This is a genomic window from Micromonospora sp. NPDC005806 (assembly GCF_042871425.1).
Taxonomy (GTDB): Bacteria; Actinomycetota; Actinomycetes; order Mycobacteriales; family Micromonosporaceae; genus Micromonospora.
Genome location: NZ_JBIAIL010000067.1, coordinates 1 through 23,553, shown reverse-complemented (window position 1 = coordinate 23,553; position 23,553 = coordinate 1). Strand labels below are relative to the sequence as shown.

General features: G+C 70.4%; 25 protein-coding genes and 1 pseudogene. 12 read left to right on the top strand and 14 right to left on the bottom strand.

Features of this window, described 5'->3' with window-relative positions:
- Positions 1-540: 540 nt before the first annotated feature.
- Positions 541-1,683, bottom strand: coding sequence for a fatty acid desaturase family protein (locus ACFYOS_RS34910; RefSeq protein ID WP_387151124.1), 1,143 nt, complete (start codon positions 1,681-1,683; stop codon positions 541-543).
- A 15-nt stretch (positions 1,684-1,698) separates the two neighbouring features.
- Complete coding sequence (locus ACFYOS_RS34905; RefSeq protein ID WP_387151122.1) at positions 1,699-2,790, bottom strand: ferredoxin reductase; 1,092 nt, start codon at positions 2,788-2,790, stop codon at positions 1,699-1,701.
- Between the two features lie 83 nt (positions 2,791-2,873).
- Here ACFYOS_RS34905 and ACFYOS_RS34900 point away from each other — a divergent pair, with 83 nt between their 5' ends.
- A complete protein-coding gene (locus ACFYOS_RS34900) occupies positions 2,874-4,100 on the top strand; it encodes a PucR family transcriptional regulator (protein WP_387151119.1) in 1,227 nt (408 codons plus the stop codon).
- A gap of 102 nt (positions 4,101-4,202) precedes the next feature.
- Entirely contained in the window at positions 4,203-5,216 is a 1,014-nt protein-coding gene (locus ACFYOS_RS34895) for an Acg family FMN-binding oxidoreductase (protein ID WP_387151116.1), read from the top strand.
- On the opposite strand, the gene ACFYOS_RS34890 is transcribed toward ACFYOS_RS34895, so the two are convergent.
- Positions 5,189-5,749, bottom strand: a complete 561-nt coding sequence (locus ACFYOS_RS34890; protein ID WP_387151113.1) for a DJ-1/PfpI family protein — start codon at positions 5,747-5,749, stop codon at positions 5,189-5,191. The genes ACFYOS_RS34895 and ACFYOS_RS34890 overlap by 28 nt on opposite strands.
- A gap of 164 nt (positions 5,750-5,913) precedes the next feature.
- On the opposite strand from ACFYOS_RS34890, the gene ACFYOS_RS34885 reads away from it, so the two are divergent.
- Positions 5,914-7,737 carry a glycoside hydrolase family 15 protein gene (locus ACFYOS_RS34885; protein ID WP_387151110.1) on the top strand — a complete coding sequence of 608 codons (1,824 nt, stop codon included), beginning with the start codon at positions 5,914-5,916 and terminating at the stop codon, positions 7,735-7,737.
- 149 nt (positions 7,738-7,886) lie between these two features.
- The gene (locus ACFYOS_RS34880; protein WP_387151108.1) at positions 7,887-8,339 is read left to right on the top strand and encodes a hypothetical protein; all 453 of its coding nucleotides are present in this window, start codon (positions 7,887-7,889) and stop codon (positions 8,337-8,339) included.
- Between the two features lie 14 nt (positions 8,340-8,353).
- On the opposite strand, the gene ACFYOS_RS34875 is transcribed toward ACFYOS_RS34880, so the two are convergent.
- Positions 8,354-8,632, bottom strand: a complete 279-nt coding sequence (locus tag ACFYOS_RS34875) for a hypothetical protein (RefSeq protein WP_387151105.1) — start codon at positions 8,630-8,632, stop codon at positions 8,354-8,356.
- A 318-nt stretch (positions 8,633-8,950) separates the two neighbouring features.
- Here ACFYOS_RS34875 and ACFYOS_RS34870 point away from each other — a divergent pair, with 318 nt between their 5' ends.
- The 3 genes from ACFYOS_RS34870 to ACFYOS_RS34860 all read left to right on the top strand — a co-directional run bounded on the left by ACFYOS_RS34870 (position 8,951) and on the right by ACFYOS_RS34860 (position 10,173).
- The gene (locus ACFYOS_RS34870; RefSeq protein WP_387151103.1) at positions 8,951-9,340 is read left to right on the top strand and encodes a hypothetical protein; all 390 of its coding nucleotides are present in this window, start codon (positions 8,951-8,953) and stop codon (positions 9,338-9,340) included.
- 223 nt (positions 9,341-9,563) lie between these two features.
- Positions 9,564-9,845 carry a hypothetical protein gene (locus ACFYOS_RS34865; RefSeq protein WP_387151100.1) on the top strand — a complete coding sequence of 94 codons (282 nt, stop codon included), beginning with the start codon at positions 9,564-9,566 and terminating at the stop codon, positions 9,843-9,845.
- Between the two features lie 196 nt (positions 9,846-10,041).
- Complete coding sequence (locus ACFYOS_RS34860; protein WP_387151097.1) at positions 10,042-10,173, top strand: hypothetical protein; 132 nt, start codon at positions 10,042-10,044, stop codon at positions 10,171-10,173.
- 42 nt (positions 10,174-10,215) lie between these two features.
- Here ACFYOS_RS34860 and ACFYOS_RS34855 read toward each other — a convergent pair whose 3' ends face one another.
- Positions 10,216-11,055, bottom strand: a complete 840-nt coding sequence (locus ACFYOS_RS34855) for an SDR family oxidoreductase (RefSeq protein ID WP_387151094.1) — start codon at positions 11,053-11,055, stop codon at positions 10,216-10,218.
- A gap of 93 nt (positions 11,056-11,148) precedes the next feature.
- Here ACFYOS_RS34855 and ACFYOS_RS34850 point away from each other — a divergent pair, with 93 nt between their 5' ends.
- Together ACFYOS_RS34850 and ACFYOS_RS34845 are read left to right on the top strand one after the other, a co-directional pair.
- Positions 11,149-11,373, top strand: a complete 225-nt coding sequence (locus ACFYOS_RS34850; protein WP_387151091.1) for a MerR family DNA-binding transcriptional regulator — start codon at positions 11,149-11,151, stop codon at positions 11,371-11,373.
- Complete coding sequence (locus ACFYOS_RS34845) at positions 11,370-11,516, top strand: hypothetical protein (RefSeq protein WP_387151089.1); 147 nt, start codon at positions 11,370-11,372, stop codon at positions 11,514-11,516. Before ACFYOS_RS34850 ends, ACFYOS_RS34845 begins: the two co-directional genes overlap by 4 nt.
- Positions 11,517-11,893: 377 nt before the next feature.
- Here ACFYOS_RS34845 and tnpB read toward each other — a convergent pair whose 3' ends face one another.
- Together tnpB and ACFYOS_RS34835 are read right to left on the bottom strand one after the other, a co-directional pair.
- A complete protein-coding gene (gene tnpB / locus ACFYOS_RS34840) occupies positions 11,894-13,249 on the bottom strand; it encodes an IS607 family element RNA-guided endonuclease TnpB (protein WP_387151086.1) in 1,356 nt (451 codons plus the stop codon).
- Between the two features lie 205 nt (positions 13,250-13,454).
- On the bottom strand, positions 13,455-13,904 hold the full coding sequence (locus ACFYOS_RS34835; RefSeq protein WP_387151084.1) for a hypothetical protein: 450 nt from the start codon (positions 13,902-13,904) through the stop codon (positions 13,455-13,457).
- Positions 13,905-14,313: 409 nt separating this feature from the next.
- Between ACFYOS_RS34835 and ACFYOS_RS34830 the strand changes: the two genes are divergently transcribed.
- On the top strand, positions 14,314-14,760 hold the full coding sequence (locus tag ACFYOS_RS34830; RefSeq protein ID WP_387151081.1) for a group II truncated hemoglobin: 447 nt from the start codon (positions 14,314-14,316) through the stop codon (positions 14,758-14,760).
- A gap of 159 nt (positions 14,761-14,919) precedes the next feature.
- On the opposite strand, the pseudogene ACFYOS_RS34825 reads toward ACFYOS_RS34830, so the two are convergent.
- From ACFYOS_RS34825 to ACFYOS_RS34815, 3 genes and pseudogenes are all read right to left on the bottom strand, one after another.
- A pseudogene (locus tag ACFYOS_RS34825) lies at positions 14,920-15,090 on the bottom strand (ATP-binding cassette domain-containing protein); the annotation flags it as partial.
- A gap of 73 nt (positions 15,091-15,163) precedes the next feature.
- A complete protein-coding gene (locus ACFYOS_RS34820; RefSeq protein WP_387151078.1) occupies positions 15,164-16,801 on the bottom strand; it encodes an ABC-F family ATP-binding cassette domain-containing protein in 1,638 nt (545 codons plus the stop codon).
- 419 nt (positions 16,802-17,220) lie between these two features.
- Positions 17,221-18,132 (bottom strand): cupin domain-containing protein, encoded by a 912-nt coding sequence (locus ACFYOS_RS34815; protein ID WP_387151076.1) that lies wholly within the window; start codon positions 18,130-18,132, stop codon positions 17,221-17,223.
- A gap of 83 nt (positions 18,133-18,215) precedes the next feature.
- Here ACFYOS_RS34815 and ACFYOS_RS34810 point away from each other — a divergent pair, with 83 nt between their 5' ends.
- Positions 18,216-19,181 (top strand): SDR family NAD(P)-dependent oxidoreductase, encoded by a 966-nt coding sequence (locus ACFYOS_RS34810; RefSeq protein WP_387151074.1) that lies wholly within the window; start codon positions 18,216-18,218, stop codon positions 19,179-19,181.
- 444 nt (positions 19,182-19,625) lie between these two features.
- Positions 19,626-20,360 (top strand): S1 family peptidase, encoded by a 735-nt coding sequence (locus tag ACFYOS_RS34805; protein WP_387151071.1) that lies wholly within the window; start codon positions 19,626-19,628, stop codon positions 20,358-20,360.
- Positions 20,361-20,668: 308 nt separating this feature from the next.
- On the opposite strand, the gene ACFYOS_RS34800 is transcribed toward ACFYOS_RS34805, so the two are convergent.
- The 4 genes from ACFYOS_RS34800 to ACFYOS_RS34785 form a co-directional block, all read right to left on the bottom strand.
- Positions 20,669-21,292 (bottom strand): DUF7003 family protein, encoded by a 624-nt coding sequence (locus ACFYOS_RS34800; protein WP_387151069.1) that lies wholly within the window; start codon positions 21,290-21,292, stop codon positions 20,669-20,671.
- Between the two features lie 210 nt (positions 21,293-21,502).
- Complete coding sequence (locus ACFYOS_RS34795; RefSeq protein WP_387151066.1) at positions 21,503-22,051, bottom strand: VanZ family protein; 549 nt, start codon at positions 22,049-22,051, stop codon at positions 21,503-21,505.
- A 257-nt stretch (positions 22,052-22,308) separates the two neighbouring features.
- Positions 22,309-22,437 (bottom strand): hypothetical protein, encoded by a 129-nt coding sequence (locus ACFYOS_RS34790; RefSeq protein WP_387151063.1) that lies wholly within the window; start codon positions 22,435-22,437, stop codon positions 22,309-22,311.
- Positions 22,438-22,444: 7 nt separating this feature from the next.
- A protein-coding gene (locus tag ACFYOS_RS34785; protein WP_387151127.1) for an IS5 family transposase occupies positions 22,445-23,324 on the bottom strand; the annotation gives its coding sequence in 2 pieces (ribosomal slippage) (positions 22,445-23,231 and positions 23,230-23,324; 882 coding nt in all).
- Between the last annotated feature and the right edge of the window lie 229 nt (positions 23,325-23,553).

Sequence of the window (23,553 nt, the reverse complement as noted above, 5' to 3'; positions counted from 1 at the left end):
GCGCACACACCGATAGGGGGTCGGCCCGTGCGCAAGCACCGTCAGGCGCTCAAACAAGGGGGAAAGTCTTGGGGGGTCCGGCGTGCGGGGCGGGGCCTCTTCGCGGCGCCGGGACCATGTGTAACGACCGGCGGCCCACCATCATTCCGGGGCCCGCGCACCCGCCTCGGCGGGGCTCTTCCTCGGCCGTACACGGATTCAACGACCCCCACCCGCCGACGATTCCGCCATGAGGATGCCGCCGGTCACACCCGAAAACCGGACACCCGGCCACAGACGGCACCGGCCGTGACGGACGTGCCGGCACAAGATTCGGACAACTTCCCCGAAACTGTCGCCTCCGCGCCCGTGGAGGCCACACTTTCGAGGAAGTTGTGCGGAACTTGAAACGGGACGGGCCGGACATCCGGACGGCACCGGACCACGACGCGGGTGTGGCCCGCCGTGACCGGCGCAGGGATCAAGCCTGACCGCCCGGAGCCGGGCACGACAGGCCACACCCGCCAACCGCAACCAATGAGAACCGCGACCAGACGGAAGTCAGGCCACGCCGGAGGAGACCAGGGGCGCCGGGGCCAGCGGCTCGGGTGCCGTGCTCCGCCGGTTCGGCAGCGACAGCCGGATCACCTTCCACCAGGCGGAGGCGACCTGCTTCGGCAGCGGGCCGGTGGTGTACTTCAGCCCGTACCGGTCGAACAGCGCCCGGACCTGCGGGGCGATCTCCTGGTAACGGTTGCTCGGCAGGTCGGGGAAGAGGTGATGCTCGATCTGGTACGACAGGTTGCCGGTCATGATGTGCAGCAGCCGGCTGCCGCTGATGTTGGCCGAGCCGAGCATCTGCCGCAGGTACCACTCGCCCTTGGTCTCGCCCTCGATGGAGGTCTTCTCGAAGGTCTCCACCCCGCTCGGGAAGTGCCCGCACATGATCACCGAGTGGCTCCACACGTTGCGGATCAGGTTCGCGGTGAAGGTGGCGGCCAGGGTGGTGAGGAACGACGGGCCGGACAGCAGCGGGTGCACGATGTAGTCCTTGAGCACCTGGCGGCGGATCTTGCGGCCGACGGCCTTCGCCCGGGCCCGGAACTCCGGGCTCTTGTGCCGGCCGTCCTTGAGGTTGTCTCCCAGCTCCAGGTCGTACGCGGCGATGCCGTACTCGAAGAAGCAGGCGTTGATCAGGTTCCACAGCGGCTGGCCGAGGTGCATCGGGCGCCACTCCTGGTCCTCGTCGACCCGCATGATGCCGTACCCGAGGTCGTTGTCCTTGCCGACCACGTTGGTGAAGCGGTGGTGCAGCTCGTTGTGCGACTGCTTCCACTGGTCCGCCGGGGAGACGTGGTCCCAGTCCCAGGTGGTGGAGTGGATCTTCGGGTCGCGCATCCAGTCCCACTGCCCGTGCAGGACGTTGTGGCCGATCTCCATGTTGTCCAGGATCTTGGCCACCGCGAGGCCGGCGGTGCCGACGATCCAGGCCGGCGGGAACAGCGAGAAGAGCAACACCGCGCGGCTGCTGATCTCCAACGTCCGCTGGGTCTTGATGACCTTGCGGATGTAGCGGGCGTCCCGCTCGCCCCGGTCGGCGATCACCCGGTCCCGGATCGCGTCCAGCTCCTTGCCGATCATCTCGATGTCCTCGGCGGTGAGGTGGGCGATCGGGTTGACGGCCTTCTTCTGGATCACGGTCACGTCGGGGGCCTCCTGTCAGAGATCGATGTCGCAGGTACCGGCGGCCGCCGACACGCAGGTCTGGATGAGCACACCGTCACCGGGGACGGCGGTGGTGAGATCGCCGTTGCGCAGATCCCGGACCGCGCCCTGGCGCAGCGGCACCACGCAGCCGAAGCAGATCCCCATCCGGCAGCCCGACGGCATGAGCACTCCGGCGTTCTCGCCTGCGTCGAGGATGGGGGTGGCCCCGTCGGCCGCGACGGTCACGCCGGCGCCGGTGAAGCTCACCGTGCCGCCTTCGCCGGGGGAGATCACGGTGGGCCGGAACCGCTCGGTGTGCAGCCGGTCCGCCACGCCCCGGGCAGCCCAGTGCTCCTCCACCGCGTCGAGCAGGCCGACCGGCCCGCACGTCCAGGTCTGCCGCTCGGTGTGGTCGGGCACCAGGTCGTCCAGCTCGTGCAGGCCGAGCAGCCCGTCGGTGTCGGTGTGCCGCTCCACCAGCCGCAGCGCGCCGCTCGCGGCGAGCTGCCGCAGCTCCGCGCCGAAGATGACGTCGTCCCGGCCGGGCGCGGAGTGCACCAGCACCACGTCGGCCCGGGCCGGCAGGCCGGCCCGGAGCATCCCCATGACCGGGGTGATGCCGCTGCCGGCGGTGAGGAACAGGACCCGCTCGGGGGTGGTCGCGGGCATCGTGAAGTCGCCCTGCGCCTGGTCGAGCTGGACGATCGTGCCGGGCCGGACCCGGCGGACCAGGTGGTTGCTGACCTTGCCGTCCGGGATCGCCTTGACGGTGATCGTGATCCGGCCGTCCGCGACGCCCGGCGCCGAGGTGACCGAGTACGCGCGCCACTGGCGCACCCCGTCGACGTCCACACCGAGGCGGACGTACTGCCCGGGTTGGTGGCCCCGCCAGCCCCGGCCGGGCTGGATGACCAGGGTCGCCGCGTCCCGGGTCTCCGCTCGTACCGCGACGATCCGGCCACGCAGCGCGACGCCGGAGTGCAGCGGCGCGACCAGGTCGACGTAGTCCGCCGGCAGCAGCGGCGTGGTGACCGTCTCGGCCAGCCGCAGCAGCCGGTGCCGGAAGGAGACCTTCTGCGGGCGGCGGGGGACAGTTGCGGTCATATGACCAGGGTGGCCGCGTGATCGCATAACATCTTGACCGGCAAAGGTGAAACAGCCGCAGGTTTTTGTTCGAGGAGTACAAGATGTCGGACGCGTCCGGGACGAACCACCGCGCCGCCCGCCTCGAACTCGACGAGCAGGTGGCCACCCTGCTCCGCGGCCGGCTCCCCGTGGTGGCCGAGCGGACGGTCAGCGCGATCACCGCCGAGGTACCCGACTATTCCGGCGCGCTCACCGGCACCATGCGCGAAAAGATCGAGAACGCGGTACGCATCGCGTTGGGCACGTTCCTCCAGCTCATCGAGGGCGCCCAGTCCACCGACCCGAGCACGCCGCTCGCTCCCGCCCTGGAGGCTGCGTACGCGCTGGGCAGCGGGGAGGCTCGCTCCGGGCGGAGCATGGACGCGCTGCTGGCCGCGTACCGGGTGGGGGCGCGGGTGGCGTGGCGGGAGGTCTCCACCACCACGGTGCGTAGCGGGCTGGCCGCCGAGACGGTGGCCGAGTTCGCCGAGCTGATGTTCGCGTACATCGACGAGCTGTCCGCGGCCAGCGTGGCCGGGCACGCCGACGAGCTGGCCAGCGCCGGCCGGGTGCGGCGCCGCTACCTGGAGCGTCTCACCCAGCAGCTGCTCGCCGGGGATCCGGAGGAGATCCTGCGCCGCAGCGCCGAGCGGGCCGACTGGCCGCTGCCGCAGACGCTCACCGTCGTACTGCTGCCCCGGCGCAACCTGCGCGCGGTGCTCGCCCTGCTCGGCTCGCACACCCTGGAGAGCGGCGAGGACCTGCCCGGGATGGACCCGGCCGAGGAGCTGGCCGTACTGCTGGTGCCGGACATGCACGGCGGCCGGCGCCGCCAGCTCGCCCGGCTGCTGCACGGTCACCGGGCGGTGCTCGGGCCGGCCCGGCCGTGGCACCGGGTCGCCGCCTCCTACCAGCGGGCCACCCGCGCGCTCGGGCTCGGCCTCGGCACGCCCGACGCCGCGCCGGTCGACACCGAGGAACACCTCGCCGAGCTGCTGCTCAGCATGGACCCGGAAGGGCTGACCGACCTGCGCGCGCAGGCGCTGCGCCCGCTGGCCTCGCTCCCCCCGGCCACCGCGCACCGCCTGGCCGAGACGCTCCGGTCCTGGCTGCTGCACCAGGGCCGCCGCGACGACGTGGCCGCCGACCTGTTCGTCCACCCGCAGACCGTCCGCTACCGGATGGGCAAGCTGCGCGAGCTGTACGGGGACCGGCTGCACGACCCGGCCACCGTCCTCGCCCTCACCATCGCCCTCGCGGTGCCACCGGCCCCGCCGGAGATCGGCTGAGCGCGGGCCACCGGCCCCGCCGCCTCGGGCCATCCGGCCCTGTCCCCCGCCGCGAACACCCGGCAGGGTCGAAGGGGGACGAGCAACGAGGAGGCCCACGCCATGACCCAGCCATCGACCTGGACGGAGCAGAGCCCCACGGTACGGGTGCTGGAGGCGGCGGCCCGGCAGTCCCTGCACGCCCCATCGGTGTTCAACACGCAGCCCTGGCGCTGGCGGGTCACCCCCGACGCGCTCGAACTGCGCGCCGACCCGGAACGGCAGCTCACCACCACCGACCCGGACGGTCGGCTGCTCACCCTGAGCTGCGGCGCCGCCCTGCACCACGCCCGGGTGTCGCTGACCGCCGCCGGCTGGGGCGTGACCGTCGTGCGGTTCCCCGACCCGGGCGATCCGACGCTGCTGGCCCGGCTGCGCACCACCGGCCCGGCCGACCTCGACGTCACCGCCGGTCGGCTGGTGGACGCCATGCCGCGCCGCCGCACCGACCGCCGCGCGTACGGCGACCGGCCGGTGCCGCAGGCGCTGCTGTCCCGGCTGCGCGCCGCGGTCGAGGCCGAGGACGCCTACCTGCACGTCGTCCGGCTGGAGCAGATGCCGATGCTGGCCGTGTCGACCGCCCGCGCCGCCGACGCCGAGCTGGCCGACCCGGCGTACCGGGAGGAGCTGCGCCGGTGGACCACCCGGCCGGCGGACAGCGGCGACGGCGTGCCCATCGCCACCGCCGTCCGACCCGCGCCCCGCCGGGTGCCGCTGCGCGACTACGCGCCGGGCGGCGCGGCCGGCCTGAGCGTCGGCGCGGACTTCGACCGGGGTGCCGCGTACATGATCCTCTTCGGGGAGCGGGACGACCCGGCGGCCTGGCTGCGCGGCGGCGAGGCGCTGTCGGCGCTGCTGCTCACCGCGACCGCCGAGGGGCTCGCCACCGCGCCGATCAGCGACGCCATCGAACTGGCCTGGCCGCGCCGGATGATGCGTGACCTGCTCGGCGGGATCGGTGAGCCCTACCTGCTGGTCCGGGTCGGCTGGGGGCCGGGGGACGGCCTGCCGCCCGCGCCCCGGCGGGTGCCCGCCGACGTGATCGAGTTTCAGTCGAGGGAGACCTCGCGGAAGTAGGTCAACGGGCTGGCGGTGTCCACCCCGTCGAGGTGCCGGAGGACCTCCTCGGCGAAGCCCAAATAGTTGGAGCCGCTGGCGGTGACCAGGTTCCGGTCGACCACGAGCGGTTGCGCCACCTGAGTGCCGCGTCCGGCGACGCCGACGTGGGCGGCGTCCTCCCGGGTGAGCGACGCGGTCCACCGGGCGTCGTCGAGCACGCCGGCGCTGCCGAGCAGGGCCGGTCCCCCGCAGATCGCGGCGAGCAGGCTGCCGCGCCGGTGCACGGCGCGGATCAGCTCGGCCAGCCCGGCGTCGCCCAGCAGCGGGGCCGGGTCGCCGCCGGGGATGACCATGGCGTCGACCTCCGCCGGGTCGACGTCGGCGACGGTACGGTCGGCGACGACCCGCAGCCCGCCGGTGGTGGTGACCGGGTCGGGCGAGACGCTCACGGTGGTGAGGGTGTGCGGGGTGGCGCGCAGCGCGGTGAGCAGCACCGCGATCTCGAACTCGGCGAAGCTGTCGTAGACGAACATGATGATCTTCTTGTTCATGATCGGCGCAGCGTATTGTGCCGCGGCGCGGGGCCGGGGCCGTCGGTCGGCTGCGCCCGCCGGGGGACGGATACCCCGACGGGTGAGCGTCTCCGTTCGCCGCCCCGCGGCCGCGCGGCCCCGTCTACCGTCCGATCGGAGGCAGGTGACGTGGGGAGGCGGGTGTGGACAAGTATCCCGCCATCGAGGACCACGGGCTGATCGGCGATCTCCAGACGGCCGCCCTCGTGACCTGCGACGGCACCATCGACTGGTTCTGCGCGCCGCGCTTCGACTCACCCAGCATCTTCGCGGCTCTGCTGGACACGGCGAAGGGCGGCTACTTCCGCATCGCCCCGGACGGGGTCCGGTACGTGACCAAGCAGCTCTACCAACCCGACACACCGATCCTGATCACCCGCTTCATCAGCGCCGACGGTGTCGCGGAGATCATCGACTACATGCCGGTCGCCGGCGAGCGGCCCACGGAGCAGCACCGCCTGGTGCGGATGGTCCGCATGATCCGGGGCAGCATGCACTTCAGACTGGAGTGCCGACCCCGGTTCAACTACGGCCGGGACCGCCACGACCTGGAGGTGCACCCCGGCGGATACGTCTTCCGCAGCCCGTCACAGAGCCTGACGCTCAATCCGGTCCTCCCGGTCCCGCGGCTGTTGCGCGAGCGTGAGCTCGACAACGACGACCTCGTCGGCCGGGTCACCCTGCAGGAGGGCGAAACCGGCGGCGTCGTCGTGGAGACGGGCTCTGTCCGGGCCCCTCGCGCCATCCCGTCCGAGGAGGTCGGGGTGATGTTCGAGCAGACCATCGACTACTGGCGCCGCTGGCTCGAACGGTCGACGTACGGCGGGCGCTGGCGGGAGATGGTCGAACGCTCCGCGATCACCCTCAAGCTCATGACGTACGCCCCGACCGGCGCCATGATCGCCGCCCCGACCGCTGCCCTGCCGGAGCAGATCGGCGGCACCCGCAACTGGGACTACCGCTACACCTGGATCCGGGACACGTCCTTCTCCGTGCACGCCCTGCTGGGACTCGGCTTCACCGAGGAGGCCAGCCGGTACGTGGACTGGCTCGACGAGCGCGTCCGCGAGGCCGGCGACAATGCCGCTCCCCTGAAGATCATGTACCGGGTCGACGGCTCGTCCGACCTGCACGAGGAGGTCCTCGACCACTTCGAGGGCTACCGTGGCTCCGGGCCGGTCCGGATCGGCAACGGCGCCGCCGAACAGCTGCAACTCGACATCCACGGCGAGACCCTGTATGCGATGCACCTCGCCGACGAGCAGGGCATCCGGCCGTCGCACCAGGTCTGGCGCAGCACCGTCCGGCTTGTCGACTGGCTCTGCCACAGCTGGGACCAGCCCGACGCGGGCATCTGGGAGAGCCGCCACCATCCCCGCAACTACACCTACGGCCGCCTGATGTCCTGGGTCGCCTTCGACCGGGCGATCCGCCTCGCCAGCCGCCACGGCCGGCCGGGGGACGTGACCCGGTGGGCCCAACAGCGCGACATGATCTACAACCAGATCATGGAACGCGGCTACCACCTGGGTCGCCGCTCCTTCGTGCAGAGCTACGGCGAACCGGTCCTCGACGCGGCGCTGCTCATCATGCCGGCGGTCGGCTTCGTCACCCCCACCGATCCGCTGTGGCGGTCGACCCTGCAGGCCATCGAGGAGGACCTGGTCTCCGACAGCCTGGTCCACCGGTACGACCCCGCGGCCGCGCCCGACGGCCTGCCGGGCGACGAGGGCACCTTCAACATGTGCACCTTCTGGTACGTGGCCGCCCTCGCCGGCGCCGGCCGACTCGACGACGCCCGCCTCACCTTCGAGAAGATGTTCACCTTCAGCAGCCATCTCCGCCTCTACGCCGAGGAGATCGCCCTCACCGGCGAACAGATCGGCAACTTTCCCCAGGCGTTCAGCCACCTCGCTCTCATCACCACCGCGCTGCAGCTCAACAAGCTCCTCGACCAGCGCCGGTGAACCCCGGTGGAGCGCACCGGCCGGTCCCGGTCCGCGCCCGGCGGGGCTCCCCCCTTCGCGGGGAGGAACTCCCCGGCGCGGGGGAAGCCCGCCGCGCGCCCCCGTTCAATCCTGAGGTGAGGGTGGGCCCGAGCAGACGGGAAGATCGCATGACCGCGTACCTCGTGGACGACCTGCCGTTCGTCGACGAACACCGGATCCTCGCCCCGGCGCCCGTGTCCGCGGTGTGGCGTGCCCTCGCCGGGCAGCTGGCCGGCTCCCGCCGCGGCGGTGCCAAGATACTCGCCCAACTGCTCGCCACGACGCCGCGCGCGGCTTCCGGGACGCCCCTCGACGAGGGGGCGACCCTGCCCGGATTCGCGGTTACCGAGGCCGTGCCCGGGCAGCTCGTCCGGCTCACCGGCCGGCACCGGTTCTCCCGGTACGCACTGGTCTTCACCCTGACCGGACGGCCCGACGGCACGCTGGTCAGCGCCCGCACGTACGCCGAATTCCCCGGACCGCACGGGCGCCTCTACCGCCTGATGGTGATCGGCTCCGGCGGACACCGCGTCATGGTCGCCCGCATGCTCCGCGACGTACGCCGCCGGGCAGGCAACTGAAGGCTGACCAGGGGTTAGTCGCGCGTGAGTCCGGGCGGGAGGGCGTCCTCGTCGGGCCCGATGGGACGGGCCTTGACCAGCGGATTGCGATGCAGAGCGGTGATCAGGGTGGTGGTGCCGCCAATGTCGGTCCAGGTGTCGTCCCAGTGGGCGGAGACGAGCCACGAGTGATCTGCCGGGAAGAACAGATCGGGCAGCGATCCTCCGCCGCGCATGTGACCGGTACGCCAGGTGAGGCCTGTTCGGGTCCCGATGCCCCCTGAGGCCTTCGCTCGCCGCTCCGCCACACCCATCCTGTCCCCCGCGATTCGATGCCTAGTGCTTCACTGTTGACCATGAAGCGGCGGAGGACTCGGCGAGTCTTTGCGGTGGCGTTGGTGCTTATTGTGGCGTTGGCCGCGAACGGAAGCTGGCGCTGGTGGCACAACCGCCCCCCGTTCAGTCCAGCAGCGCTGGCGCTGGAGTCGTCGCTGGAGTTGGTCGGCTACACGGAGTCCCGCGAGGCACTTGGCCAACCCGTGTACTACGCCCCCTCGTTGGAGCCAAAGGTCCGGATGGTGCTCGGTCGAGTCTCCTGGCGTCCCCCGCCCGGACCGTTCGACGGGTCGCTCATGATCGTGCTGATCGACAAACGTTTCAACCGCCTACCCACGACCACCGAGGTACGGCAAAACTGGCAGAGGCCTCGCGACCGCTCCGACCCGGCCTCCATCGGGGGCGGCGGATCGCTAAGCAGGGTCGCCCAACGCTACCCGTGGCTGGGGGGCGTAGGCGGCCATGAGACCGCAGAGAACGAGCCGCCCTCTGGGCACAGCGTGATCTGGGCAGTCGTCCAGGAGGCATCGCCGCTGACCTACGTGGCGAACTTTCCGTCGTCGACCGAGATGCGCTCACGACAAGGGGTGTTCGTCGAGCCTGTAGCAGTCTCGGACCTGCTCCTGGCCGTGGTCTGCATCGGACCCGACAGCCAGATCTTTTGGGCACACCGCCTGCACGGGTAGGCAAGCCGATCCTCAGACGGGCTGCCGTCTCCGGGTAGCCGGTCGAATCGTCCGTCGCCCATCAGGTCAGCCGCCGTTGCATGGTGGCTGACCTGCTGTTCTACGGGTGCTGCTGGTCGTCGTCGGTCTTCGTTGGTCGGCGGTGGACGGCCCCGTGCCGGCCCAGACGGCCCGACTACGGCCCAAGACGCCGGTGGCCGCCGTGCTAGCTATCGTCCCTCGCATGTTCGTCGAAATCATCGGAAATCAGCCACTTCCTGACGAGGTCGATCGAGACGACGTCGAAGACCTCCTTGAGGAAACCCTCGGCGAGGAGGGCAGCATCACCGGTGCCGGCACGGGCGACGGACGTTGGCATCTGGACGTAGAAATAGACACCGACGGGTGGCGGGAGCAGCTCGTCGTGCGGCGCCTAGCACAAGCACTCGTCCACGCCGGTCTCGGGTGGGTGCGCGTCCGGCCTGAGGCAGAGGAGACCGGGTTACCCGCCTCAGCTCTTGTTTGAGTCGCACGTTGGCCGGATCAAGACTCAGGATGGAGCGTCGTCATCGGCTGCGATTGGGGCCGTGTTGAGCCTGCTCGGCCCACCGGTGCGACTCGACGATGGACGCCTCCGTGACACCCGTCTGCCAGCTTCATCAACGACCGAGAGACCTGCGACCACGAGCGGGATGGACATCTGAGCGGCTCTCTTCTCGGTGGTGGTCTACAACTGGCTCCCGCTGCTCGGCGTCACCGCACTCATGGTCATGTTGGCCTTCATCATCTGGTGGGCGCTGCGATCGGCGAGCCAAGCGGCCGGGCAAGCCCCCTACGACGACACGTGCGCGTGAAAGGTCAGGTCTGTCCACTGCGGCCGGCGTACCCTACCGGGCTCAGGCGAAGTCGGCCGCGTGGTCGGCGGCCCACTGGGCGAACGTACGCGCGGGGCGTCCCAGTACCGCCGCCACTTCGCCGGTCACCTGCTCCGGAGTCTCCACCAGGGCAGCCCAACCGGCCAATGCCGCATCCGCGAACGCGGAGCTGCCCATCGCCGCGGCCAGCATCGGGCGGATGGCCTGGGCGGGCACGTCCTGCCAGTGCAGGTCGCGGCCGATCGCCTCGCCGATGATGCGCACCTGCTGGGCCTGCGTGACCGTCTGCGGGCCGCTGAGCACGTAGGTCTGCTTGTCGTGCCGGTTACTGGCCAGCGCCTCGACTGCCACCGCCGCGATGTCGTCCTCGTGGACCATCGAGCGGGCCGCGGCGCCGTACGGCCAGCGCACCACGCCCTCGGCGCGGATCGACGCGGCCCAGCCCAGCGCGTTTGTGGCGATTCCGGTGGGACGCAGCATCGTCCAGGGCAGGCCGGACGCGGCTATGGCGCGCTCCACAACAGCCCAGAACGAGTCCGGGTCGGCCTCGGCGGAGGCGGCCGACACGTACACGACCCGGAGCGACCCGGCGCTGGCGAGCACGTCGGCGACGCGCGGAGCGAGCTGCGCCGCCGCAGCCGCGTCGACGAACGGCCAGATCAGAAACACGGCCTGGACACCGTCAAGGTGCGGGCGCAGGGTCTCCGGGTCGGCCAGGTCAGCGGCCACTGCCTCCACGCCCGCCGGCAGAATCGCGCGGCTCGGGTCGCGGGTGATGGCGCGTACGCCGTGACCCGCGGCAACCAGCCGCGCCACCACACGCCGCCCGACGTTGCCCGTCGCACCGGTCACCAGGATCATGGTCTCCTCCAGGGAATTCTCGTGAACTCGATGAAGCCGACCGTAGAACCTCAACATTTGTTGAAGTCAAAATCGGCTGGGCATACTCGGGGCGTGAAGCACGACACGTCTTTCGACTGGCACGAGCCGGGCCTGACCATCGGTCAGGTGGCGCAGCGCAGCGGCGTCGCCGCGTCAGCGATCCGGTTCTATGAGGCGCAGGGCCTCATCAGTAGCGACCGCACGGCCGGTAACCAGCGCCGTTACCACGGCGATGTGATGTGCCGCCTGGCGATGATCAGGCGTGCCAGCGGGTCGGCCTCACCTTGGCCGAGGTGAGCGAGGCGCTCGCGGCGCTGCGACCGGGGCGGGCGCCGACCCGGCAGGACTGGGACGCGCTCGCCGAGCGGCTGCGCACCGAGGCCCAGTCCCGCATCGACCAGCTCAGCCAGGTGCTGCGCGAGCTCGCCCCCACCCCCTGAGCCCGACCCGCACGGGTCGCTCAGGATCGTCCAGGCCCTGCGCGATCGCCTGGGCGAGGTACGGGGCATCATGCCGGGATGCACTCCCATCAATGCCGCGAGCACCTACCTGGTCACGAGGCGTCTGGAATGGACCGCCCGATCCTGGGGCGGGTTCAAGCCGTCGGGTTGAGCGGACGCACGCGTCTCGGCGACCTGTCAGTGCATACGCCACCGACCGGCATCGCCGGGGCTGGGGTGGGCATCAGCGGCTGAGAGGATGCTGACGTGGCTCACGACGACGGCTATCTGCTCGACAATCAGCAGGCGGAGGCGGGCGCCCGCTTTGACGCGTTGGCGAGGCTGTTCAACCGTTGCATGTGAGTGCTTTCTAGTGTTCATGCAGTCCTGCCTTGCGGCGGGACGGTCCCGGTCTTGCCCGCTGTGACGGTGCCGGGTTGACGTTTCGTTGCCACCGGCCCGCTGGGGCGGGTCTTATGGTCGGCTCCACGTCCTGCCACCGGGCCACTCCCGGCGGTCGCTTCCTCGAGGGCGAGGGCGGCGAGGTTGCGTGCGGCGTTGACGTCTCGGTCGAGGGTCAGGCCGCAGGTGGTGCAGGTGTAGGTGCGCTCGTGCAGGGCCAGTTTGGTTTTCACTGTGCCGCAGCCGGAGCAGGTTTTCGAGGACGGATACCAGCGGTCGGCCACGATCAGCCGCCCACCGTTCCAGCCGGTCTTGTACGCCAGTTGCCGGCGTATTTCGCCGAAGCCGGCGTCGGCGATGCGCCGGGCGAGTCGTCGGTTGCGCAGCATCCCGGCCACGTTCAGGTCTTCCACCACGATGATGCCGTACTCGCGGGCGAGGCGGGTGGTGAGTTCGTGCAGGCCGTTGCGGCGCAGGTTCGCCACCCGCGCATGCGCCCGGGCCACCTGCTGGCGGGCCCGTTCCCACCGATGAGAGGGCCGCCGCCCGCTGCGCCGGTCCGGGCCGGCGCGGCGGGACAGGCGGCGGGCGAGGCGACGCATCCGCCGCCCCGCGGTCTCAAGGTGACACGGGTTGGGTTCCATCTTGCCGGTGGACAGCACCGCGAGGTGCTTCACTCCGATGTCCACGCCGATGACGGCGTGCGGACGCGCCGGGGTGCGTTCGGGGCGGTCGACCTGCACGCAGAACGCCACGTGCCACCGGCCGCCATCTCTGCGGACGGTCGCGGACAGGATCCGCGCTGTTCCGGCCTCCAACCGGCGGGCGAGTTTGCGGGTCGACTCGTGGGTCTTCAGCCTGCCCAACCGGGGCAGGACCACATGCTTGCGGTCCGCCTCGACCCGGATCGCGCCGGTAGTGAACCGGACGCTGGGCGTGGCCCGCCGCCGGGACTTGAACCGGGGAAACCCGACCCGCCGGCCGGCGCGCTGACCCGACCGGGAGTCGGACCAGTTCTGCAACGCCCGAGCGAGGGCGTCCAGGCCGGTGTTGAACGCCTCCTTCGAACACTGCGGCCACCACGGCGCCACATCCGGCTTCGCCCGATTCCACGCCTTGCGCAACGCCGGCAACGACCACCCGAGCGCAGGCGTCAGATCCACCTCCGCCACGCCATAGCTGCGCTCGGCGGCACGCTGATCCACAACCGCCTTCACCCGCGCCAGGGCCCAATTGTGCGCCACCCTGGCCGCGCCAGCATGGGCCAGCACCGCCCGCTCCTGCCCGGGAGTCAGATCGAGCGCGAACCGGTACGCCTGAAACGTCCTCACCCCGACACGCCCCCCGGAACCGCCGCGTGGATCTCCGAGCGGGCAGCCTATGAACTCCGCTGCCGATCTCAGTGCCCGTCCTTCACACGCGCCAGCATGCGAGAATGCGCTCAGTGATGTGGCACGGAGGTTCATGACCGCGGGTGCTGAAGCGAAGCCGTCCCCACCGCTGACCCACCGCCACGCACGGCGATCGCGGCAACGGTCAGGAGACCGCAGCCTTCACCAGCTCGACGACCTTCGTCTCTACCACAGGGCTCCACTTCTGGAGCGCGTACGACACTGGCCACAGGTCCCCGTCGTCGAGGTTGGCCGTGTCCTGGAAGCCCAGCGTCGAGTACCGGTAGTTGAACTTGCCCGAGTCCTGGAAGAAGACGACGATCTTGCCGTCCGCGTTCGCGTAGGCGGGCATCCCGTACCAGGTCTTCGGCGACAGCTCCGGGGCGGTGGCGGTCACAGTCGTGTGCACGCGCTCGGCGAGCGCACGATCCTCCGGCGCCATCTGCGCGATCCGGTCGAGGACCGCCTGCAGCTCGTCGGCCTTCTTGGCACCCTTCTTGCCCTCGGCCCGCAGCTCGGCGGCGCGCTCCTTCATCGCGGCGCGCTCCTCGGCGCTGAAGCCGTCGGACTCGGTCTTGGCGTTCTTCGTGGGCATTTCAGGCTGCCTTTCGACACTCAAGGCTCGGCGAGCTGCCGGCCATCTGAAGGAAGGCTAGGCCCGACGACACCCTGCCGCTTCTCGATTCCTGATCGGATTGGGGGCCAGCCGAGCCGTTTGAGTAGGCGCTCTTCACCGAAGGGATAGTCCGGACCTGCCGCCAACAAGGGGTCTTGACCGGCGTCGTTGATCGCCTGCCCTGGCAGGCAGCGCATCAGTTACGGACCGTGATGCCAGCCGCCGGAGGGGACCGCGGACTGTCACCCAAGATCTGACACCATCCGTCACGCGTCAAGCGGAGCCCGACAGCGCCGGCAGCGACATTATGGTGAGGGTGTCCTCGCCGGCCGGGCCTGACCCGAGTTTGAACCGGACACCTTGGCGCCGGGCCTGGCATCCTTTGACCATGCAGGGCGTGTATCAGGCTGCCGGCGGCAGCGAGGGCCTGCTCCGCCTGGCCGCGGCGTGGCACGCCCGGGTTATGGCCGACGGGATAGTCAGCCACGCGTTCAGCCACGGATTCCATCCTCAGCACACTGAGCGCCTCGCCGCGTACTGGGCCGAGGCGCTCGGCGGTCCTACCAGGTACTCCGATACCTACGGAGACGAGACGTCGGTCGTGCGGATGCACAGCGGCAACGGCCCACATGAGGAGATGGACCACCGCGCGATCGCCTGTTTCGACCAGGCCCTGCAGGACGTGGGGCTCACAACTGACCCACTCCGGAAGGTGCTGCACGACTACTTCGCCTGGGCCACCACGACGATCATGTCGCGCTATCACGAGTCCGCAGGTGACGTCCCCGAGGGCTTGATCATGCCGCGATGGTCGTGGGATGGACCGCAACGCTGAGGCGGATACATCACCTGGCCGCGCCCTGATCTCACGTTCTCAAGACGGCGCCAGCCAGCGCCGCCCGACCCAGCCTCCCGGGACACGCGCGCCGAGCGAGGACCTGAGCGGCAAGCGCTACACCACGGCGCGACCAGTGGGGTGCTCGGTGCCAACAGCGTCCGGTTCGTCCGCACCGGCGAGCAGGCGGAGCAGGGTGGATTTGCCGGTGCCGTTCTCGCCGATCAGGCCGATCCGGCGGCCGGGGGCCGCGGTGAGGGAGACCCCGTCCAGCACGCGACGGCTGCCGAGGGTATGGACGAGGTCGTGAGCGTGCAGTGCGTCGGGCATGGAGGTTCACCTTCGGCGGACCCCGGGCCACTGGCCGGCACGGCCGGTGGCCCGGAGCGGGCGTAGTCGGTGGTCAGGCGCGGTCGGGTGCGGGGATTTCGCGCAGGTGGCCGCCGTCGAGGCGGAGCCACCGCTGCACACCGATGTCGGTGAGGAACCGTTCGTCGTGGCTGACCACCACGAGCGCACCCCGGTAGGCGGTGAGGGCGCTTCCCAGTTGGCCCACGCTGACCAGGTCGAGGTTGTTGGTCGGTTCGTCGAGCAGCAGCAGGTGGGGTGCCGGCTGGGCGTAGAGGACGCAGGCGAGGGTGGCGCGCAGCCGTTCGCCGCCGGAGAGCACGCCGGCCGGTAGGTGGGCTCGGGCGCCGCGGAACAGGAACCGGGCGAGCAGGTTCATCCGTTCGGCCTGCGGCCGGTCGGGGGCGTACGCGGCGAAGTTCTCCGCGACCGTCCGGTCGAGATCCAGCAGGTCCAGGCGTTGCGACAGGTATGCGACGCGGCCGTCGGCACGGTGCACCTGCCCGGCGTCCGGGTCCAGGTCACCCTGCAACAGGCGCAGCAGGGTGGACTTGCCGGCGCCGTTGGGGCCGGTCAGCGCGATCCGCTCCGGTCCCCGGATGGTCAGGTCGGCGCCGTCGCCGGCGAAGACGGCCTGGTCGCCGTGGTAGACCTGCATACGCTCGCCGGCGACCACGGTGCGGCCGGCGGGAACGGTGGTGTCGGGCAGGTCCAGGGTCAGGGCCTGGTCGTCGCGCAGCGTCCGACTGGCCTCGTCGAGCCGGGTCTGGGCCTCACTGACCCGGTTGGCGTGCGCCTGCTGTGCCCGGCCGGCCGACTCCTGGGCGCTGCGCTTGAGCCCACCGGCGACGATACGGGCCAGGCCGGCGTTGCCGAGGTTGCGGGCGGCGTTGCTGGCGCGGCGTTCGGCCCGCTCCCGGGCCTGCTGCATCTCCCGCTTCTCCCGCTTCACGTCCTGCTCGGCGCTGCGCACTGTCCGCTCCGCCGCCTCGCGTGCCCCGCGCGCCGCCTCCTCGTACGCGGTGAAGTTCCCGCCGAACAGGCGCACCTCACCACGGTGGAGCTCGGCGACGCGGTCCATCCGGTCCAACAGGACCCGGTCATGGCTGACCACCAGCAGACACCCGGACCAGCCGTCCAGCACCTCGTACAGCCGGTGCCGCGCGTCGATGTCGAGGTTGTTGGTCGGCTCGTCCAGCAGCAGCACGTCCGGACGCCTGAGCAGCTGCGCCGCCAGGCCGAGGGACACCACCTGCCCGCCACTGAGAGTGTGCAGGCGCCGGTCCAACGCCACGTCACCGAGGCCCAGCCGGTCAAGTTCGGCGCGGCTGCGCTCCTCCACGTCCCAGTCGTCCCCGACGGCCGTGAAGTGCTCCTCCGCCGCGTCACCCGCCTCGATGGCACGCAGTGCGGCGAGGGCCGCATCGATCCCGAGCACCTCCGCGACGGTCAGGTCGCCGGCCAACGGCAGGTCCTGCGGCAGGTAGCCGAGGACGCCCTCGACCGTCACGCCGCCACCGGTCGGGGTGAGGTCGCCCGCGATCAAACGGAGCAGGGTCGTCTTGCCAGCGCCGTTCGGCGCGACCAGGCCCGTACGGCCGGGCGGCACGGTAAAGGACAGATCCCGGAAGACCGGAGTGTCGTCTGGCCAGGAAAAGGACAGGTTTGTACAAATAATGCAGACGTCAGACATCGGGAGACACCCTCGGAAAGAGAGCCGGGAACGCGACAGACGCCCCGGTCGGGTAGACAGGTCGGCAACGAGACAGGCCGCCCCGGCGCAGGCCGGCAGGCGGCGGGGTCGCTCACCCCGAGATGTCGTCGTCCCCCGTCACCACGATCCGCTCCCTCACACCCTCATCGCGGTCTCCGCCGCGCACCACCAGCCTAACAACTTCCTGGCTGCCGCCGGCATTGCAACCGCCTCGCGGGTTGCGTCCGCGGGAGTGGTGTGCAGCGCAGCGATGAATGGGTCAACTCCCGCGACTGTGAGTATGTTCCTGCATCGCTCCCGACGGCAGCGCGGGAAGAGCGACACCCTCGACGCCTATGCGGCCGCGCGGCCATGTGACAGCGTGCGGTGCCTGTGGTCGTTGCCGTGGCGGTGTTGTCTCAGCCGGCGGGGGCGAAGTGGCTGCGGTAGGCGCGCGGCGAGAGGCCGGTGGTGCGCTTGAACGCCACGCTGAGCGCGCTCTCGGAGCCGTATCCGACGGCCCGGGCGATGCTGGACAGGGTGTCGTCGCTGCGGCGGATCCGGTCGGCGGCGAGTTCGATCCGCCAGCCGGTGAGGTAGTCCAGCGGACCCCGGCCGACGACCTCCTTGAACCGGGCGGCCAGCGTGGACCGGGAGACCGCGGCGACCTGAGCCAGCTCGGCCACGGTCCAGGACTGGGCAGGGCGGGCGTGCATCGCCCGCAGCGCGGGGGCGAGCACCGGATCGGCCAAGGCGGCCAGCCAGCCGGTGCCCTCGGCCCGGGCGAGGTGCAGACGCAGGGTCCGGATCAGCATGACCAGGGCGAGGTGCTCGGCGACCAGCGTGCCGCCCAGCGGCGCCGCCCGCAGCTCGTTGTCGATCTCCCCCATCGCCCAGCGCACGGTCGCGGCCTCCGGCGTCGCGGCGGGCACGTGGATGACCGGTGGCAGAGCGTCGAGGAGCAGGGCACGGGCGCGCTCGGTGAAGGAGAACGCGCCGCCGATGAGGAGCACGTCGTCACCGACACCGGCACGGGCCACGCCGTCGACGGCCTCGGTGAAGAGCGGCCCGGCCGGTTCGGGCGGGATGTCGGGGTCACTTGCCAGGGTGAACGCCAGGGGCCTGGTCAGCAGGAAACAGTCGCCCTCGACCAGGTTCACCGGCTCTGGCACGCCATCGACCCACAGGAGGCAACTGCCGCGCCGGACGGAGTTGAACTTGACGCCGGCCGGCGGGTCGAAGCTGACCGCCCAGCGCCCGCCGCCGGCGAGCGCGGCGGATATGTGGCTGGTCGCGCCGACCAGCGCGAGCACGTCCTCCAACGGATCCACGCTTCGCCCTCCTGGACGCTCACTAAAAAGTGATGGACTCCAGGCTACAGACAGTCCGGGGAGCCGTTCGTAGCGTGGATGCCATGACCACCGAGACACGACGCACGACCCCGTTCACCGCCCGCACCACCGCCGCCGAGATCCTCGACGGCGTCGACCTCACCGGTCGCCGGATGATCGTCACCGGCGGCGCCTCCGGCATCGGCGCCGAGACCGTCCGCGCCCTGGCCGGGGCCGGAGCGGAGGTCACCGTCGCCACCCGCAACCCGGCAAGCGCCGACGAGCTGGTGGCCGAGTTCGCCGGGCCCGGCCCCGGCGTCGTACGGGCGGCCGCCCTCGACCTGGCCGACCTGGCCTCGGTCGACGCCTTCGTCGCGGCCTGGGAGGGGCCGCTGCACGCGCTCGTCGCCAACGCCGGGATCATGGCGATCCCGACCCACCAGCTCACCCCGCAGGGCTGGGAACTTCAGCTCGGCACCAACTACCTCGGCCACTTCGCGCTCGTCCGCGGCCTGCACGACAACCTGCGCGCCGCCGGCTCGGCCCGCGTGGTGATCGTCAGCTCCGGGGCGCACCTGTGGGCGGCGTTCGACTTCGAGGACCCGCAGTTCGAGCGGCAGCCGTACGAGCCGTGGACGGCATACGCCCGGTCGAAGACCGCGGACGTCCTGCTCGCCGTGGGTATCGCCCAGCGATGGGCCAGCGACAGCATCGCCGCCACCGCGCTCAACCCCGGCTACATCAACACCAACCTGCAGCGCCACCTCGACGACGAGACACTGCGAGCGCACGGGGTGTTGGACGAGGCGGGCAACCGGATCGACCTGCCGTACTACAAGACACCCGCCCAGGGCGCGGCGACCTCGGTGCTGCTGGCGGCATCGCCTCTGGTCGAGGGGGTCACCGGCCGGTACTTCGAGGACAACCAGGAGACCGAGATGGTGGCCGGCGGCCGGGAGGCCACGGGAGGGGTGGCAGCGCACGCGATGGACCAGGCCGCAGCCGATCGCCTCTGGGCGTACGCGGAGCAGGCCCTCACGCCCCGCTGACGCACGCGTAACGGGTCCCGGAAAACCGCGGGCAGCGTCGCCCGACCTGCCGGCCCGGCCGCCATCGACCCGTCAGCCGAACTGGGCCCGCACCCAGCCGGCGAGGGTCAAGATTTTTCGGTCGGCCGGCAAAGCGAAGGTCGCACGTAACGACGATCATCGGTTCGACGTTGTGCAAACGGACAGGATCCATTCCTGTCCCGACCGGACCGATCCGGCGCGTCCCTCTGCCGTAAGGATTCCATGTCTCTACACCGGCAACGACGCCGCAAGCTGGTCAGCGCATCCGCGGGGAGTGCGCTGACCGCCAACACCATCGGGCTACCGCCCACCACCGCCGCGAACACGGCACCGCCCCAGGCCGACCTCGTCAGGGCCGGGACCCGCCGAAGGGGCTTGGCCCTTGCAGCGCTAGGACTGTCCGCCATCGTGGCTGTGCCCGGCGTGGCAAACGCCATCGCAAACGGCACTCCCGTGGCTGATGGTCAATACCAGTCTTCCACGAAGCTTACCATGACCAACATCCCGCGCGCCGACGGCACCGTCTACGACAGTGCATGCTCCGGCGCGTTGGTCGCTCCGCAGTGGATCATCACCGCCGGGCACTGCTTCCACGACACCGCTGGCAGAAGGGTCAGCGGCCCCGTGCCGTACGCGACCACCGCAACCGTCGGCCGCACGGACATGACCGCCACCAACGGATACGTCATCGACGTCGTCGAGGTGCGGCAGGCATCCCGACCCGACGTGGCGCTGGCCAAGCGCGCCGCCCCGATCACGGACATCACGCCGCTGTCGGTCAGTGGCAGATCCCCGAAGACCGGCACCATCCTGCGGATGACCGGCTGGGGCGCCACCGGTTCCGTCAACCCGGCGCCCGCAACCCACCTGCAGACCGGCCAATTCAAGATCACCCGAGTTACCGGTTCCTCCGCCATGGTGGTCGGCTATGCGCCCGCGGCCGACACCAGCGCATGCCTCTGGGACTCCGGCGCCCCGTACTTCAGAGAAAACACGGACGGCACGCAGACGCTGGTCTCGGTCGAATCCGACGGGCCGTCGCGCCCGCACTCCCAGGAGGAGACGACGGCGCGGGTGGACCGGATCGCCGACTGGATCCAGCAGACCAGTGGCGCCACGGTTGTTGCTGCAGGGCGTGCCGGCGGCAAGGCTCGATGATCCAGGGTTGACCGTGATGCTGTATCGGGCCTTGCGCCTACCCTCCACGCGCGCCACACCCATGCAGATTCGGCTATGTCGTGCTCCGATGAGCACGGAACCGGTCAAGCGGAGATTGACAGCCCCATCCGGCGAGCCAGCAAAGGAGCGCGGTTCCGTCGACGAGCTCGCCGTCGTCGGTCCATCCCAGCGCAGCGTCTCCGCATGGTGATAACTGACAGCAGCCAAGAGCTGGCCCGTGTCGTCCAGGAATTCAACGGCGTACTCGCAGCAACAGGGCTGACCGGCTCCCCCGGTGCGGTTGTCGGTCAGAGCGTGCCAGAGTCGGGCCAGTGCGACCAGTGAGTGTTCGGTGGCAGCGTCGGCCGGTACCGCCCTGGATCCCCTGTTGCCAACACCTGCGCGATCAGTCGGTAGGTCTCCGTCTCACTCGATCGGACATCATCGAAGACCGGCTGGTGCCACTCCTCTAGGCGCAGGACCTGCGGGACATCGAACGGGATCCGCCCCCGCAACTCCTCTTCGGTGGCCAGCAGCAGGTCACGGTGAGTCGGCAGTATCCGCCGCAGCACATCCACCATCGGTTCTCCTGGCTTCGCCGCGACCGATACCCTGCGCCCGCGCAGCACGATTGGCGTGACCTGCTCGGCCACAACCTCCTCAAGATCTTCGATGCGGCTCAGAAAGTCACCGTTCTCGAAACCGGGCTCGCCGGAGGTCAGGCAGTTGCCAAAGACGTGGAGGACGTCAAGCACAGCGCGAGCGCGGGGGTTGTAGCCAATCAGCTCCACCACGAGCGCCCATCGAGTGGCGTCATGGTATGCGTGCAACCGGCTGTCGATCGGGTAGTAGTAGCCGTTCTCAAGGTCGACGAAGACCGCCTCATCGGCGGCTACGTCGAACTGCTCCAGGATGGCGCCGACATCAACCACCCGATCATGGTGGCACGCGATTCGTGTTGCCCGTACCCGCGGCTGCGGTAGTCACGTACGGCGCCGTCGCGGGCGGCCGGCTCAGTCGGCGGGTTGCCGTCGAGGCCGGCGTCGTGCAGCCAGGCGAGGTACTGCCGGATTCCGGGAGGCGTAGGCGCCTGCAGGCCTCGGCCACCGCCCAGAGCCGCTGACCGGCGTACCGCGGGCCGCTCAGCGTCCCGGTACCGCGGCCGATCGAGGTCGATCTGACGACGCTCTGGCCGTAGCACGCCACCAGCGGCGCGACGCCAGCGCGGCCAGCCCGGCGCCGGCAGCGTTGAGCAGAACATCGTCCACCGACGACACCCGGTCCAGCCGCAGGACGTACTGCGCGGCCTCGACCAGGACCGAGCAGCCCGCCGCGAGCGCCAGGATCCGCGGTACCGACGCCAGCGCCGCGAACCGCACCGGGGCGAGGAGCCCCAGCGCCGCGAACACCAGCAGGTTGCCGACGACCTGGCCCATCGCCGTCAGCGGATCGCCTGCGAGGATCGTGAGCAGATCCCGCAGCGGTACCAGGCTCACCCGACCGGGGACGGCGCCGGCCCGGTCGCCCGGCAGCATGATCATCCATACCCACGGCACCGTCCCGTAGACGATGCCGACCTCGGCCAGCGACATCCGCCACGCCGGCGTGGTGCCGGTGACACCCCGACGGCGTGCCAAAGCCCACACCGCCAGCGCGGCCAACGGCAGTGCGGCCACCGTGATGAGTGCCACGCCCCTGAAGGTACCGACCCAGCCGTGCCACCCCTCGACCATGCCACCTCCGCGTCCGTCCGACCGCGAAATCTACCCGCGCCCGGGCCGGGCCCGCGTCGTGATGGTCAGGCGGGTTTCCGGTCGGTGATGTAGTCACAGAGCCCTGACCGGCGTGGTCGGTCCTCTGACCGGAGCCCTCCCAATCATGTCAACTGCCGGAGAGCGTTGCCGCTGAAGTAGTTCAATCCCTGGTCCCCATCGTCCTCTTAGGCGGCCTAGACAGCGGTGGCGTCGTCACTGCGCTTGTTGCGTGCCCACTTCATGCAGGACAGGTCGGCGGCCTCGATGGCGCGTACCGGGCGGATCAGCTCGGTCGGCCCGTTCTGCTCTAAGGCGTGTTTCATAAGGGGCTCAGAGCCAGTCGTTGATGATGGTGATGGTCAGAACGGCCTGGTAGCGCACGGCTAACTTGTCGTAGCGAGTGGCGACGCCGCGGTGGCGTTTAAGCCGGTTGATGCCGTTCTCGACGGCGTGCCGGAGCCGGTAGAGCTGGGGGTCGAAGGCGGGTGGGCGTCCGCCGCGGGAGCCTTTGGCCTTGCGATGGGCGTCCTGATCCGCCTTGCTGGGGATGCAGGCCTTGATGCCTCGCGACCGTAGATGGTTGCGGTTGGCGCGGCTGGTGTAGGCCTTGTCCGCCAGGACCAGCTCGGGGCGGCTCCTGGGCCGGCCCACGCCGAGGCGACCGACGCGGATACGGCGCAGCACGGGGATGAACTGCGGGCTGTCGCCGCGATGCCCGGCGGTCACGATCATGGCGAGGACCTTCTGACCCTGCTCACAGGCCAGATGCGTCTTCGTGGTCAGCCCGCCGCGCGAGCGGCCCAACGCGTGATCAGCCGGCTCGGTATGCACACCGCCGGGCGGTTCTTTCTGCAGATGCCCGTCACGGCGGGCGCCCGCGGCGTGCTGGTGGGCACGGCTGGTCATCGAGTCCACGCTGACCGTCCAGCCGATCCGGCCGGCCGCGTCACCAGCGGTCTGCAACGCCGCGAGGATCCGGTCCCAGGTCCCGTCACGCTGCCAGCGGCGGAACAACCCGTAGATCGTCGGCCAAGGCGCGTACTCCGCGGGAACATCGCGCCACGGGGCACCGATCCGGATCCGCCACCGGATCCCATCGATGATCTGCCGTTTCTCCCCACTTCGGCGGACGACCCGAACGTGACGGCGCAGGCAGCAGCGGGGCCAGCACCGCCCACTGCGCGTCGGTCAGATCATGCCGCCTCGTCACCGCTACGCTGTGCACGAGGTCTCCGGTGTGAAGTTCTAGCTTGGTCGCTGAACCATCTACCGGAGACCTCTTCAGTTATCGATCATCGCCACGCCGTGACTTCGACCGGCCCACGGGACTTTCGAAACACGCCTTAGACGAGTAAGTCCGAAGTCATTCGGGGCTGCGGAGACGGGGGAAGGGTGTTGATGATCCGTTTGTGACGACAGACATCAACACCCTTCTGACC